This is a genomic window from Rhodococcus sp. WB9 (assembly GCF_007558985.1).
Lineage (GTDB): Bacteria > Actinomycetota > Actinomycetes > Mycobacteriales > Mycobacteriaceae > Rhodococcus_F > Rhodococcus_F opacus.
Map to the genome: position 1 here is coordinate 3,743,088 of NZ_CP041769.1, position 15,055 is coordinate 3,758,142.

The following is a 15,055-nucleotide window of genomic DNA, read 5'->3' on the forward strand; positions in this document are numbered from 1 at the left end:
CAGGGGAAGTTTGTCAGCTCCGTGCAGGCACCGCCACGGACTCGGTGGCCGCGGACGCGCCCGCGGCCACCGGGATCCGCCGAACGAGAGCGTCGAGCGCAACCACGCCCCCGCCTGCGGCACCGATCGACAGCGGGTTCACCTCCGCTTCGAGGACGTCGGGATCGTCGATCGCCAGCCGGGACAGGCCGACGATGGTCTCCGTCAGGGCCGCGACGTCACCCTCGGGCAGACCCCGGTATCCGGTGACGACCGAGAGTCCCTTGACCTCGTCGATCATCTCCCGCGCCGTCGCGGCATCCACCGGCGCGAGCCGCACAGCCGAATCGGCGAAGATCTCGGCGAGCACGCCACCGGTCGACAGCACCACCATCGGCCCGACATCGGGCGAGACCCGGTATCCCACGAGAGCGTCGGCCAGACCCTTCGGCGCCATCTTCTGGACGAGCACTCGGTCGACCACCACGCCCGGGTCGTAGCCGGCGACGTTGGCCACGATCTCCCGGGCCGCGCGCCGCACTCCCTCGTCGTCGGTGACCCCGAGGACCACGCCGCCGGCATCGCTCTTGTGCGGCACCTTGTCCGAGAGCACCTTCACGACTACCGGATAGGCGAAAGGAAGCCCGAGGTTGCTGTCGAGTTCGTCGACCGACACCGCCACCGACGGCGCGAAGGCCACACCCTGGCGCGTCAGCAGATCCGCCGACACCTTCTCGTCGAGGACTTCGGTGTTCGCGGCCGCATCGACGGCGAAGCGAGCACCCTCACCGATGGTCGCCGACACGCGTGTGAACGCCGCCGCCACCACATCGGCGCACGACTCAGGAGTCCGGAACGCCGGGACTCCTGAACGATTGAGGAGTTCGGCGGCCTCGGGCGCCTCGGGCAACGCGAACGCCACCACCGGGACCTCGTGCCCCCCGCTCTCGGAAATCGCCTGCACGGCCAGTTCCGGGTTCAAACGGGCGGAGGAACCGATGACGAAGACGATCAGGTCGAACTCACCGCTGTCCTGGAGCAGCCGCAGCGCCGTGGTCACCACGTCGTGCCGGGCCCCGGCCAGGCCCAGGTCCGCAATCAAGCTGTGGGGGATGGGAGCCCCTGCCGCGTTCATGTCGGCGACCAGCTGCTCGCTCGGACCGGCGATCGTCATTCCCCGAATAGCCAACTGGTCCACCATGATCGCCGCACCGCCGCCTGTGGTGGTGACTACACCGATCCGGGGTGTCCGCGGCTGGTCGGCCGTCCCGACCCGCTTCAGCAGAGCCGGCGCCTCGACCAGCGACTCGAAGTTGTTCACGCGGGCGAAACCGCAGGCCCGGAAGAATGCCTCCGACTCGCTGTCCTCACCCGCAAGCGCGCCGGTGTGTGACACCGACAGTGCGGCAGCCTCTTCCGAGCGTCCCAGCTTATACACCGCAACCGGCTTACCGGCCTTCTGGGCGGCATGTGCGAACGACGCCAGGTCCTCGGAATGGCGCAGCGATTCGAGGAACAACGCATACGAGGTCACCCCAGGATCGTCGAGTGTGGCCTCGCAGATCGAACCCAACGACAGATCGGCCTCGCCACCGGTCGACACCAGGCCGGCGAACCCGATTCCCCGACCGCGAGCCCGGCTGACCAGAGACCCGATCACGCTGCCGGACTGCGATGCCACGAAGATGCCGCCCTTGGGGATGTCCGGTTCGCCGAACGCGGCGTTACCCGTGAGCATCACACCGTTGCGGGGATTGACCACGCCCAGGCTGCTCGGACCCACCACCCGCACGCTGCCTTCCGCCGCCGCGGCGCGCAGGCGATCTTCCCGTTCCTGCCCCTCCGAGCCTTCCTCGGCGAAACCGGACGAGAGCACCGTCGCCACAGCGACGCCGAGGCGGGCGCACTCGCGGATCACCTCGATCGCGGCCTCCGCACCGGTCATGATGTACACGTGCTCGGGAACCTCCGGCAGCGAAGACAAACTCGGCCACGCTTTCACTCCCTGCACTGTCTCCCGCCGCGGATTGACGAAATAGGCCTGCCCCTCATATCCGGCCTGCGCCAGGAACTGTTGCGGTCGGGCCGTCGTCTTCGTCGGATCATCCGAGGCGCCCACAATGGCCACACTCTTGGGCGCGAGCAGCGGTCGCGCGATAGCCCTATCTGACTGCTTCTGCATAACTGTCAACTCCTGTGCAGCGAATAGTGCGAAAGGGGTGATGCACCCCCAGGTCCGAAGCGGCACAGCGACCGGATTCGGATTCGAAGTGCGCCGAATCACCGGCCTCCATGCCTTGTGACCATAGTTACATACTCTATAGAGTACTGTCTATGGAGACAGGAAGCAGCGTTCGACGAGCCGATGAGAAGCTGACGGGACCCACCGATTGCGCATATGGCGACGACTCATCTATCCGCGGCATGGTGAATACAACCTCACTCGCCGACCGACTGGCGCTGACTGCGGTCGCTGCGGATCGCTTCGTCGGACATCCACCAGACGGCTTCGATCAACGAGTATTCGGCGGACATCTTCTGGCCCAGGCGCTTCTCGCGGCTACCGGCACGGTGGACGACAGCCGAATAACGAACTCGCTGCATGCATACTTCCTGCGTCCCGGACGGCCGGGGGAGTCCATCAACTATTCCGTCACCCGTGTCAGGGACGGAAGATCTTTCTCGACCCGATCGGTCACCGCACACCAGGGAGCTCGGGAACTGATGACCTTCCAAGCATCCTTTACCGAGGCTCGCCCGCTGCAAGAGGTGGTCTCCAAGTCCCCACCGCCGTCGCCCGATCCCGAATCGTTGTTGCCACTTCATCAGCGTCACCGGGACCCCTCGGTACCTCCGGACGGGATAAATTGGCCGACCCGCACCCGGTGGCGCACCGCATCCAGGCCGTTGGATGTGAGGTACATAGACGACGGTGACGATCCGGCGCTTCGGCGCTTCTGGTTCCGTGCCGAAGCGCTCAGGTCTACGGCATCACAAAATCTGCACCGGGCGATTGTGGCGTTTGCTTCCGATCGGTCGTTACTTCCTGTAATCGCAAATACACGTGGCGACCTTCGCCGTTCCGGTGAACAGAAGGTGGCAAGTGTGGACCACGCCTTGTGGTTTCACCAAGACGTGCGCATAGGCGAATGGTTGTTGTACGTTCAGGACAGTCCACACAGCACCGCACACGGGCTAGGTACCGCACGCGGTCTGATCTACTCCGCCTCAGGGGATCTCGTCGCCACAGTCACCCAACAGGGATTTCGGCAGTGAGATGTCAATTCCAAACCCGTCGTTGACAGGCCCTCGTCGACTATCGAATTCGAGGCCTCCCAAGCGCACCGGTCCTCTGAAAATAGTCTGTCCGATTCTCCTCGGAGACCGGATCTGCAGTCCGCCCAGTACAGAATCGTCATCGAAAGTGGCCCTCTTTGCGGGGCTATCGCGGTGAAGCCGGGGTCTGGTCGGTGTTCATCAGCCGATTGTTGGCGGCGTTTCCTTGAAGCGGTGGCCGAAGACCTCGATATTGCATTGATTCAGAGTCTCGCTCGACCCACTGGCGATCATCACGTTGCGTGTGCGGGCGATGCAGGCGTACATCGATCCTGATCACCCCCGAATGTCTGTGCCAACTCGATTCGCTTCACCCTTGGATCGGTGACGTCCTTGGCGGTTGATTGTCGGCGTGGTGGTTGTTGAGGATCTCGCTCTGTCGGAGGGCTGATAGCCGATTCTGCGGAACCGGTGCGTTTCGTCCTTGCGTCCGTTGGGGGTTCAGGAATGGCCTATCGCGTGGTGTAGTGCACCCGCGGCGTCGCCGAGTGCGAAACCTCTCTTGCCGGATGTGCTCGGTCGGATCCCGCGCTTGCACGCGCATACGCGCTGGTACACGGCCTTGTCGGAGCACCTCGAACGAGTCCATACCGTCGTCGAGTGCAATCGCTCGCGGGGTCGCCGATCCACACCACCAGGCACGGCTTGTCGTAGTTCCCGGACCGATACCACTGAATGAGGTCTTGTTTCATCGCATCCATCTTGCGGTAGTAGTCCTCGGAGGCCTCACGGAACTCCCACGAACCGAAACACCCGCACATCGCCGACCCTGGTGCGTGAGACCATCGTCGATGGAACCTTCCCTCCGAGATCGCGGCTGTCCGAACCAGAAATATGCTCTGCTGTGGGGGTTTCCTGAAATACTCTGCGCGAGTCCTTCCATCTGAGCATCTGTCGATAACTCGATGTGCGGGACAGAGCGGGATCTTCGGGTTGGAGGCTTGGTCGTCGGGCTGCTCCTCGTGCCGCACGAGGCCCGCGCTCCCAGAGCGCAGCTGGGCGATCATTCCCAGTGTGTGGGGACATTGCGCTCGAGTTCGTCGAGCCAGATGCGGGCGGAGGCGTCCGAGGGCGCGCGCCAGTCTCCCCGGGGGGACAGTGATCCTCCGAGGCTGACCTTGGGACCGTTCGGCATCGCCGATCGTTTGAATTGGCTGAACCCGAAGAAACGTTCGACGAACACCGTCAGCCACTGCCGGATGTCGGGAAGTTGGTAGGCGACTCGGGTAGAGGGCGGGTACCCGGGTGGCCAGTCGCCGCCGGCTGGGTCGTGCCAGGCGATGAAGGCAGTCTTCGAGGGGGTGAATCCGTAACGGAGTGCGTGGAAGAGGAAGAAGTCGTGGAGGTCGTACGGTCCGATCGTGGTTTGGGTGCTTTGGGGCGGCTCACCGGGTGCGGCGGGAATCAGCTCGGGGCTGATCACGGTGTTCAGTACCCGCGCGAGGGTGTGTGACACGTCATCGGAGAACTGGTTGGTCGTCACGACCCATCGGATGAGGTTTTGTATCAGGGTCTTCGGGATTCCCGAGTTGACGTTGTAATGAGACATGTGATCGCCCACCCCGTAGGTCGACCAGCCGAGTGCGATCTCGGAGAGGTCGCCCGTGCCGAGGACGAGTCCGCCGCGTTGATTGGCGGCGCGGAACAGGTAGTCGGTGCGCAGACCCGCCTGAACGTTCTCGAAGGTGATGTCGTACAACGGAATTCCACGGACAAAGGGATGGCCCAGTTCGCTGAGCATGAGACGTGCCGTCGGCGTGATGTCGATCTCGGTGAGGTCGACGCCGAGTGCCGCGCTGAGCCGGCTCGCGTTGGTGCGTGTTCGGTCGCTGGTGGCGAAGCCGGGCAGGGCGTAGGCGAGGATGTCTCGTCGTGGCCGGCCGAGGCGGTCCATCACCTTGGCGGCCACGATCAGCGCTTGAGTGGAGTCCAGACCGCCGGAGACCCCGATCACGACCTTCGATCCCGGTCGCGCCCGCAGTCGTTGTTCGAGCCCTGCGACCTGAATGTTGTACGCCTCGTAGCAGTCTTGTTCGAGCCGGGCGGGATCGACGGGGACGAAGGGATACCGGCTGATTCGGCGGTGCAGGCCGATGTCCTCGGAGGGGGGATGCAACTCGAAGGTGATGCGGCGCAACGACTCGCCTCGTGCGCTGTGTTGCCGCCGGTTGTCGTCGAACGTCCCCATGCGGGTCCGCTCACTGCGCAGAAGCTGCAGGTCGATGTCGGCGACGGCGCGTTGGCGCCCCCGCGAGAACCGTTCTGCCTCCGCGAGCGGCACCCCGTTCTCGTAGATCAGGGTCTGTCCGTCCCAGGACAGGTCCGTGGTCGACTCGCCCGGACCTGCGGCGCAATAGATGTACGCTGCCAGGCAGCGGGCGGACGCTGACCGAACCAGCAGTCGGCGTTCTTCGGCTCGTCCGATTGTGACGGGACTTCCGGAGAGGTTGGCCAGCACGGTGGCACCGGCCAACGCCGCCTCGGCGCTCGGTGGTATGGGAACCCACATGTCCTCGCACACCTCGACATGAAACGTGAATCCGGGAACGTCGCCGGCTTCGAACAGCAGGTCGGGGCCGAACGGCACCTCCGTTCCGCCGAGCCGGGTCGTGCGACCGCGCAGGTCGTCCCCGGGCGCGAGCTGCCGTCGCTCGTAAAATTCACGGTAGGTGGGCAGATATGACTTCGGGACCGCACCCAGTAGGCGTCCGCGATGAATCACGGCGACAACGTTGTACACCCGATGCCCGTGGCGTGCGGGCAGGCCGACCAGGAGGACGGGCAACAACTCCGCCGAGCCGGTAACTACCTCACCCAACGCCTGCTCGGCGGCGTCGAGCACGGTGTCCTGCATCAGAAGGTCGTCCACCGAGTAACCCGAGAGTGTCAGTTCCGGGAATACCGCCAACCCGACGCCCTCCTCATGGCAGGGGCGTGCGGCACGCAGAACGGACACCGCGTTCACCCGGGGTTGGACAATTGCTGTGGGAATGGTGCAGGCTGCCGCGCGGAGGAAACCGTTCCGATAGCTGGAGCGGAAGTTCATCGATCACCACCCTCGTCCCGCCGTGTGCGGCCGTGCACCTGCACGTATCCACGATAGGACGTGCGGACCGGATTGGAGACGATCCCGCATCGCGCAGGCGCGCGGCAGCGAGACCGAAAGCGCCGAGACCACGCTGGGGTCACCAGCACCACCCACTCGTCCACCACGACCTTGCTGGTAGTCAGTTCCTCCGCGGCCGCGATGAATGCACCTGACTTCCGATACGTGTCGCCGACGAAGTTGTGTGCACTGTCAATTTTTCTCCCGGAGCGTGTGCAATCGGCCTTCGAAGGCGACAGTCGGCGAGTGCACACAATTCAGGTGGGTAGCGGGGAGCGCCCCTGCTACCAAGCTTTCGTGTCGGTTCCGTACTCCTGTCGGTCGGGCAAGAGTTGAGCCATGACGTGGACCGACGGGTCGAGGTCAGGAACGTGCGATGGAAAGCAGTGGCTCTGGTCCGGCAGCGTAGGCGAACGATCCGAGACGCTTCCCCATACTCCCCTTACACCGTGTCAAGGGACATGGGGGCGTCCCTGTAGGCGGACAGGTGGTGTCCCTGTGCGCGGACAGCTGATCTCCCTGCCGGTGGTCAGCTGATCTCCCGCACCGGTCAGGTCAGGGGCATCACCCCGCGTCCGGCGGTCGCGTCCTGCAACCGCAGCGAGGTGCCTTCGGTGATCACGACATGTGCATGGTGCAGCAGTCGGTCGACCGCGGCGGTCGCGAGCGTTTTCGGCATGATCGTGTCGAACCCGGACGGGTGCAGGTTGCTGGTCACCACGACACTGCGCCGCTCATAAGCGGCGTCGACGAGGCGGTAGAACGCCTCGGCGGCGGCCTGACCGGACGGCAGCATCCCGATATCGTCGACGACGATCAACTCGGCGCGGGTGATCTTGGTGATGGTCTTGGTGATCGACCCGTCCACCGCGGCCCGCCCGATCGCGGCGGTCAACGATTCGAGGGTGAACCACGACACCCGCATCCCCGCATCGATCACCGCATGCGCGAGCGCCTCGACGAAATGGGTCTTGCCGGTCCCCGACGGCCCGCTGACCGCCAGGTTCTCGGCGCGCTGCACCCACTCCAACGTGACCAGGGCCTGCTGGGTGGGAGCCGGGATCGACGAATCCTGTTCCCGCCATGAGGAAAACGTCTTCCCGGCGGGAAGCCCGGCGGTTTTGCGGCGCATCGCCTTCGTCGCCTCGTCCCGACCGCGGACCTCCTCGTCGAGGAGGACCTTGAGGACCTCGGTCGGATCCCACCGCTGGGCTTTCGCCGTCGCCAGCACCTGCGGTGCGGCGGCCCGAAGATAGGGCAGGCGCATCCGTTTGAGGACGGCGAGGAGGTCGTCGGGCAGTGGTGGCGCGGTCGGGTTCACGAGCGTGCCTGCGCACTGGTGCTGCCGAATCCGGCCCAGGCGGCGGTACCGGGTTGGACCGAATGCTCCTCGTCGGCGACGACAACCCCGCCGGCTGTGTCGGTGTGGTGCGCGACGATCGCCGGCAGGTCCCCCTCGGCGAACCGGCCCGCTTCGGCTGCTCTCGACAACGCCGAGTCGACGATCTCGGCGCCGACGAATGCGGCCAACTCGACTGCGGCGGTCATCTTCGCCCGGATCCGGACCGTGCCGGTCGCCGACGCGGCGACCAACCAGGTGTGCGCGCCGGGCCCGAGGTCGAGGAACCGGGCTTCGGCCGCGGAGCGGGCCTTCGGTCGTGGTGGGCGTGGCGCCCCGTCCGGGTCTTGGGGGTGCCCGGGGTAATGCGCCGGGTCGATGCTCGGATTTCCGGGTGTCGAAAGGCGGTGCCGCGCAATCTCTGTCAAACCACGACGGTCACCGGCCCAGTCCGGGGTCCGCGGCAGGGAGTCGAGGTCGGCGACGACCACCAGGTCGGTGCCGGCAGCGCGCACCCACACTTCGGTGCCGACCAGCCCCGGCGGCGTCGAATACCGCACCGACCCGAACCGGATCGTCTGATCGGTGCCGACGCTGCGGGTGGTGCCCAATGCCAGGGTGTGCGGGGCGGTCGGCAGGGTGTGCAGCCGGGGCCGTTCCTCGGCCAGGGCCTCGTTCGGGATGCGGGCGCTTTCACGGTGCCGACGGCCGTTGACCGTGGCGCAGAACTGCTCGCACGCGGCCTCGAGGTCGACGAACGAGGCGTAGTCCGGCAGCAGGTTCGCGTCGGTGGGCACCAGATCGGCCTTGGCGATCTTGACGGTTGCTTCGCTGCCGCCCTTCGATTCCGGGTCGAACGGCACACAGGTGGTGCACGGCCATGCCGTAGTGGCGGGCTGTTTCGACGATCTGCGGATGCCGCACCGGGATCCCGGCGACGTGGTCGATGCTGACCGTGCGCGGATTGTCGGTCAACGCGTAGGTCGGCACCCCACCGAAGCGGCGCACCGTGGCATCGAGGCACGCGATCAACGTCGGCAATGTCTGATCCCACACCGGGATCACCACCCGGTAGCGTGACCATGCCAGCCAGGCGCAGAACAACAGCGTCGAGCGCAGGACCCCGCCCGGTCCAGGTACTTTCGGGCCCTCACCCCAGTCGAATTGCATCCACAGCCCGGGTTCGGTGAGCCACGGCCGGTAGGTGCGGCGGTGCCCGGCCCGCCATGCGGCTTTCGCATCCGCGACGGCGCGTCGAGTGGTGCGTTCGGTGCCGACGAAACCGACAGCGACGAGGCGTTCGTGGACGATGTCGGCGCGGACCTTGCCCTTGCTGCGCTCGACCCATTGCTCGATCTGAGGTAGATGCTCGTCGATGATGCGGGGCCGCCGCGACGGGCCAGTCACCGGCAAGCCGGCGTCACGGGCGGTGACGTAACGCCGGACGGTTTTCGGATCGACCCCGGCCAGCTGCGCCGCGGAGTGCGCGGTGCCGGTGGTGTCGTAGGCCTCGAGAATTTCCATGATGTCCCTGTCAGACTTCTTCATGCGTCCCTCCGGTGGTGGGAGTCGCTCGTAGGTGGTCGAAGACCTCGAGCAAAACCCCGGAGGGGCGTCTGTGTCAGGACCGACACACCGCCGGCCCCATATCCATCGACAGGGAGATCAGCTGTCCGTCAGCAGGGACGAACGTGTCCGTCTACAGGGAGGTTGGCATGTCCGCTAGCACACCGCGAGGGGACTGAATGACGGCGAATTGCTCTTCGTGTTCACGCCGGCGGCGGCCGAGCGAGATTGTGCGGTCCCTGGTCGGCGTATCGATATGAACGCCTGACAAGTGCGGTATCAGCGGTGCCGTGACTGCAGGACGCATCGTGCCGATGCCCCTGGCTCCGTTGCGAGCCAGATGAAAAGGCTGATGGCAATTGCTACGACGATTGCGCCGACGAGAACACCACCGGCTAGGTGGCGAATCCACGTATACGAGGGATCGGTGCACCGTCGCCGTCGGTATGCAATGTCGGCGACAGGGTGTGGGTACTGTCTTTCGGGCATGACTGTCGGTCCGCTTCCGCTTCCATCGAGTTCCGCAATTGGCGTTAGTAGTACAACTGTGCGGTTGTTCGTCCGCCCGCCGGAAGAGTCCTAGGTCATCTCCATGCCGGATCGTGCTGCCCCCGCCCCTTTCATCGCATCAGATGTTTCCTCTGGTTTGAATCCAGCCCACGGACGGGGAACCGCTGGACCGCACATCCGATAATCTGCTATCAGCGCATGCGAGCGCATGTGTTTTCGCTCAGCTCCGCGAGGGCCTCGGCTTGCCCCGGCCCGCAACAGCGTTAGGCGAGGACGATCGACTTTGCAAGAGCGCCGTCGGCGATGTTCAGTGCCGGCCCGCCATGGCTTCCGTTCGGCGACGCAGTGACAATGTCGTTCGGCCTGACTGTGTTGCTGTTGTTCGAGAGCGGGCATGATGGTGAAGTGTTGCCGATTAGTGGACGACGATGAGCGGACAACTGACCCAGTGGGTAAGCGTTCTGCTGGTCGATCCCAGCAACATGCCCGGGAATCCACCGCGACCACGGCGACCGACGACGAGCCGTTTCGCGGTTTCTGCGTGCTTGCGCAGATTGTGTGCCGGGCGGTCCGCGACGACCACCGGTCGAACCTTCACGTCCGGGTAATCCTGTACATGCCCTGCAAAGTTCTCGGAGAGTGCGGCGCTTTCACGCGTGCGAACGGTGTCCCATGCGAAATCGCGACTGCCGCGGACGTTGTGCAGGTCAATGTCTGACCATGCGTGTACGGCTACAAGATCGACATTTCGGAGTGCTGCTTCTTCGAACGCGAGGTCGATCGCGGGTATGCTGCTTGCCGTCCCGTCGACCACGACTGGACCGGGTATCTGGTGTGGCTGTACATGCGGGAGTTCGCGTATACCGCCACGGGACAGTGGGCGTGCGCGACAGCGGCGGCGCTGACCGACCCGAGAATCAGCCGCTCGACGGGCCCATGCCGGTGGGTTCCCACAACCAGCATCCGAGCTGATTCCGACCGCGCGAGCAGTTCGGGTACGGGTGATCCGATGCTATGCACCGAAGTGATCTCGAGTGAGCGCCCTTCTACGACTGTCATCGCGATCGCCTTGGCTCGCGCCAGAAGCGTTTCCGCGTCCTCGTCGGCGCCCTCGAAGACCCCGGCGGGCGCCTCGATCGGGACACCGGCGGAACCGGGGCGGGCCGTGACGGACACCAGCGTCAGGGACGCGCCTCGCAGAACCGCCTCCCGCGCGGCCCATGTGACTGCAGAGAGGGCCGAATGTTCGTCGACTCCGACAACGATCGGATCGCCCATGGTGTCCTCCTCCGTGAGCGTGCGCTGGTCGCCTGATCGTGTGATCTCCCGGTGCAGCCCGACTTCACCAAGCATCCCGCAGACGATTTGGGGATGTCAGGAGTCGAAGGTCCTCGCCTGCCGGGCGGCGGGGGCGCTTCGTTCGCGCCCGGGTGGGCGGGCCTTTGCGGGGCATGCGTTGCCGGAACAGGTGTACACGGCCGCCGCGATCGGCGGTGGCCGCATACGCTCGGCGCTTTGGACGGAACCGAGCGCGGTGCCGAAGCGGTGTGGTGCGCGTTCGAGTACCCCGTCTCGTCGGTGCCCCGGTGGTCGCGGTGCGGGTCGATCACGTGGTGCCCGCGCGCTACTGTGCTCGACCGCCCTGCGTCTGTCGAGCACAGCGCCTGCCAGGTCATGGTCTGTCGCGCCCGCCCTCCCTCACCTCTGATGCGCACCGCGCCCACCGAATCCGGGAAGTGCGCGATGCCGGTGACAGCGGGTAGGGCCTGCGGCGAGCCGGCAGGTGATGGCCGGCGATCAAGTCGTTCTGCGAGCGGTCACGAGTCCAGGGTCGATCGGTAGCGCTCCGGATGCAGCCTCGCCGCGGAGCCGGGTGGCTGCTCAGGGTAGTGGCCTGCGCTCGCGAGGTCGGCCGGGGCGAGAAATTCCCGTCCGCGAATGCGGTGCCGCCGACCGGTGACCCTGTGGGCGACGGTAGTGACCTATGGCCCCTGTCGGTGTGCTGTTGCGGGCTCTAGCGTCGATGTCACCGTGTCGGGTGTTGGCGCGGTGGAAGTTGTGGAGGTCGTCATGGTCACTGATTACGACGCACCGCGGCGTACTCGCGTCGAGGATGTCGATACCGACGATGCGGTGGAGGAGCCGCCCGGTCGCCGGCAGTCCCCGGTGCCGGTGATCGACGAGGATGCCGACGACGTCGCGGTCGAGGAGGCGTTCGAGTTGCCGGGGGCAGACCTGTCAGGGGAGGGGGAGTTGACGGTGCGAGTTCGGCCTCGGCAGGCGGACGAGTTCGTGTGTTCGGGTTGTTTTCTGGTACATCATCGTTCGCGGCTGGCGGCGACGAAGGATGGAATGAAGTTCTGCCGGGACTGCGCAACCTGAGCCGGCTTGTCGGATCGATCAGCCGGTGCGCCTTGGGGGTCAGCGGCGGTCTCGGCCGGGGCGGGCAGGCCGGAGGTGCCTGCACCGTGGCACCCCACGAACCCACTGGCACCCGTCTGACCTGGACTGCCCGCTGCCGGAACCGTGACTGCGCACCGCCCGGACGGTGGTCCCTCCGTGTTGGTCCTTGGAGGTGACAGAAGTCCTTCACACATGGGTCTTTCGCGTCGACCTGTGGCCCTACATCCCGTGCCCTCCCGGATCGAGACTCGAAGGAAGGACGACAACTCCAGGAGGCTGTGATGTCAGGCGGCGAGACGGTTCTGGCTCGGTGGTGGCGCCTCGCGCCGTGGAGCGGTAACCCGCTCATGCGGCGCAGTGATCGGATGGAATCCGCGATTGTCCTGGTCGTGGTGTGCGTGGTGCTGATGCTGGTACCCGTCGCCGGTGCCATCGGTACGGCAACGTACACCCGCCTGACCGACCAGGCGCACCAGGCCGCCGCCAACGGGCAACAGGTGCCCGCGGTGTTGCTCGACGATCCCCGCCCACCGATGGGGGAACCTCCGACCCGGGGCCCGACCGGACAGGACCAGGTCCGCGCCCGGTGGGTGGTCGACGGAACTGAGCACACCGGCATCGTGGACAGCGGCGTCGTGGCCCGGGCCGGCCAGACGGTCACCGTCTGGGTCGACGAGGACGGCAACTACATGCAAGCCCCGAACACCGGCACCGACAACGCGATCGGGGCACTTGGTGCGGCACTCGGGTTCCTGGTACTCGGAACGGTCGGCTGCGACCTGTTCCTGATCGGATTTCATTGGCTGCTCGACAAACGCCACCGCGCGCAGTGGCAGCGGGAATGGCAGAGCCTCGGACACACGCCGGGATGGTCGATCAGCTGACGGTCGACGCACTTCAACTGCGCAACACTCGGCGCCCGTGGGTGGTCCTTGACAGTGGCTGCCATCAGGTGTTCACGGAGACCGTGAGATTGGAAGGGTACCGAACCGCGCAGGTTCCGATGGGATTCGACGATCGCACCGATGTCGACCACCGCTACCGCCTCGACCGACAGGTCGGATGGGTGCGACACCTCGCGACGACGGTGCACGAGACCGAGCAGGGGCTTGGATTCTCGCAGCTGCTTCGAGTTCGGAGCCCGCGGCATGCCGTGTGCAATAGCGCTGATCAACTTGATGATCCGACAGTAGGTGTGCCTCGAAATGGGGAAGGATCTCGACGGTGGTCGAGGACGAACGTTGCTTGGTCCGCACATCGAGTTCTCCGCGGATGGTGCGCCAGTGTGTTGTCCCGTATGCCTCCGGTGAGAGCAGTCGGACGCGTTCCGGACCCGGTCGAGGGAGCCGGAGCCCTTCCCAACAGATCGACTCCCGCAGAAACCGACCCGCTCCAGGGCGTTGAGTTGGTATTCGTCGGGTGAAGCGGGCGGGTAGCGTTGGCGCATGCCCAGACAGGCGGCGGGCGGTCCCCACGGAGCAGGTCGGACGGCGCTGGTCGTCGCGGGGGCAGGGGCGCGCGGCGCCTACCAGGCGGGTGCAATCACGACCCTGCTTCCTCGGATGGCCCCGCACAGCGCGACTCCGACGATCTTTGTCGGCACGAGCGCCGGTGCGCTCAACGTGGTGGGGCTCGCCGCATTCGCCGACGACGGACTCTCCGTTGCCGCAGAGCGGATCGTCGAATTGTGGACCGACGTCGAGTCGTCCGATGTGTACTCGTTGGTCTCCAGTGTTCTCGGGACGGGTGCGGCATTCTTCGGGCAGGCAATCGGTGTGCCCCGGGCGCGGCTGGTCAGCCTGCTCGACACGTCCCCGATCCGCCAGACGCTGCAGCGGCTCGTCCCGTGGGGCCGGCTGCATGCGAACATCCGCGATGGACTGGTGGATGCGGTCGCCGTCACCACGACGTCCGTCGAAACGGGCGGAACAGTGGTGTTCGTGGAGAAGAATGACTCGGTCGCCCTGCCCGAGTACGACGCACGGCGAAATATCAGTTATGTTGCGACGACACTGACCGTTGACCATCTCCTCGCGTCCGCGGCCGTCCCAATCCTGTTCCGGCCCATCTACATCAGCGACGGGTGTGCGCCTGAACGCTCGGGCTGGCACATCGACGGCGGTTTGCTGCTCAATACCCCGATCAAACCGTCGCTGGTGCTGGGTGCGAACCACGTGGGTATCGTCGCAACGCAGCCGAGGGTGTGGCCACCGGCCGGCGCGGAAGGTAGTCGCCGGCGCCGGCCCGTATCTCCTGACGTGGCGGGCGTAGCCGCGCTGGCACTGCGGGCGATGCTCGGATATCGCATGATCGAGGATTTGCATGAACTCGAGTTTCGTAACGCGTTGGTCGCGCAGGGCCTGGCGGTCTCGCCAGCCGACCGTCCCATCGGCATCGACTTCGCGGGCCCACCGCTCGAACAGGCAGGACGCATCGGCGAGATCGCGGAGGAGGTGACGGGTGGCCGTTCCGCGTTGCGCAGGTTCCTGCGCAACCCGGCACCATCCGTGATCGCGCGGCTGGTCGGTGGGGATCACGAGGACCGCGGCGACTTACTGAGCTTCTTACTGTTCGATCCGGAGTTCACTGGTCAGATCGCCGAGTTGGGTCGCAAGCATGGCACAGACCCTGGCGGCAGAACGGTGTAGTCCGTATACAGAGCTCCGCGTTGTCGACCGCACACAGAGAACGCAAACCACGCGAACGTGAAGTTTCGTTACCGCCAGCCTGCCTATCGTGACGAAGAGTAGTGGTCAGAGCCCTTGGCCCACCCACACCGTCACCGCCTCGGACCTCGTCCTCACCCACCTGATCCC

Annotated in this window: 8 protein-coding genes and 2 pseudogenes; 4 read left to right on the top strand and 6 right to left on the bottom strand. The window is 65.6% G+C overall.

Features of this window, described 5'->3' with window-relative positions:
• Nucleotides 1-13: 13 nt before the first annotated feature.
• Together FND50_RS17340 and FND50_RS36785 are read right to left on the bottom strand one after the other, a co-directional pair.
• Nucleotides 14-2,161 carry an acetate--CoA ligase family protein gene (locus FND50_RS17340; RefSeq protein ID WP_144286486.1) on the bottom strand — a complete coding sequence of 716 codons (2,148 nt, stop codon included), beginning with the start codon at nt 2,159-2,161 and terminating at the stop codon, nt 14-16.
• A gap of 257 nt (nt 2,162-2,418) precedes the next feature.
• The gene (locus FND50_RS36785) at nt 2,419-2,583 is read right to left on the bottom strand and encodes a hypothetical protein (RefSeq protein ID WP_260851095.1); all 165 of its coding nucleotides are present in this window, start codon (nt 2,581-2,583) and stop codon (nt 2,419-2,421) included.
• Between FND50_RS36785 and FND50_RS17345 the strand changes: the two genes are divergently transcribed.
• Nucleotides 2,551-3,255: an acyl-CoA thioesterase II gene (locus FND50_RS17345; protein WP_260851037.1), complete on the top strand. Its 705-nt coding sequence runs from the start codon at nt 2,551-2,553 to the stop codon at nt 3,253-3,255. The two genes, FND50_RS36785 and FND50_RS17345, sit on opposite strands and share 33 nt — an antisense overlap.
• Nucleotides 3,256-4,318: 1,063 nt before the next feature.
• Here the strand turns inward: FND50_RS17345 and FND50_RS17355 are convergent.
• The 4 genes and pseudogenes from FND50_RS17355 to FND50_RS17370 all read right to left on the bottom strand — a co-directional run bounded on the left by FND50_RS17355 (nt 4,319) and on the right by FND50_RS17370 (nt 11,114).
• On the bottom strand, nt 4,319-6,361 hold the full coding sequence (locus FND50_RS17355; protein WP_144286488.1) for an NAD(+) synthase: 2,043 nt from the start codon (nt 6,359-6,361) through the stop codon (nt 4,319-4,321).
• A gap of 610 nt (nt 6,362-6,971) precedes the next feature.
• Complete coding sequence (istB, locus tag FND50_RS17360; RefSeq protein WP_144286489.1) at nt 6,972-7,742, bottom strand: IS21-like element helper ATPase IstB; 771 nt, start codon at nt 7,740-7,742, stop codon at nt 6,972-6,974.
• Nucleotides 7,739-9,308, bottom strand: a pseudogene (gene istA / locus FND50_RS17365) (IS21 family transposase). Before istA ends, istB begins: the two are co-directional and overlap by 4 nt.
• A 943-nt stretch (nt 9,309-10,251) precedes the next feature.
• Nucleotides 10,252-11,114 (bottom strand): annotated as a pseudogene (locus FND50_RS17370) (universal stress protein).
• A 792-nt stretch (nt 11,115-11,906) separates the two neighbouring features.
• Between FND50_RS17370 and FND50_RS17375 the strand changes: the two are divergent.
• From FND50_RS17375 to FND50_RS17395, 3 genes are all read left to right on the top strand, one after another.
• Entirely contained in the window at nt 11,907-12,218 is a 312-nt protein-coding gene (locus FND50_RS17375; RefSeq protein ID WP_037208072.1) for a DUF4193 domain-containing protein, read from the top strand.
• Between the two features lie 302 nt (nt 12,219-12,520).
• Nucleotides 12,521-13,123 (top strand): DUF3592 domain-containing protein, encoded by a 603-nt coding sequence (locus tag FND50_RS36135; protein ID WP_186301304.1) that lies wholly within the window; start codon nt 12,521-12,523, stop codon nt 13,121-13,123.
• 561 nt (nt 13,124-13,684) lie between these two features.
• On the top strand, nt 13,685-14,887 hold the full coding sequence (locus FND50_RS17395) for a patatin-like phospholipase family protein (protein ID WP_144286490.1): 1,203 nt from the start codon (nt 13,685-13,687) through the stop codon (nt 14,885-14,887).
• The last annotated feature ends 168 nt before the right edge of the window (nt 14,888-15,055 follow it).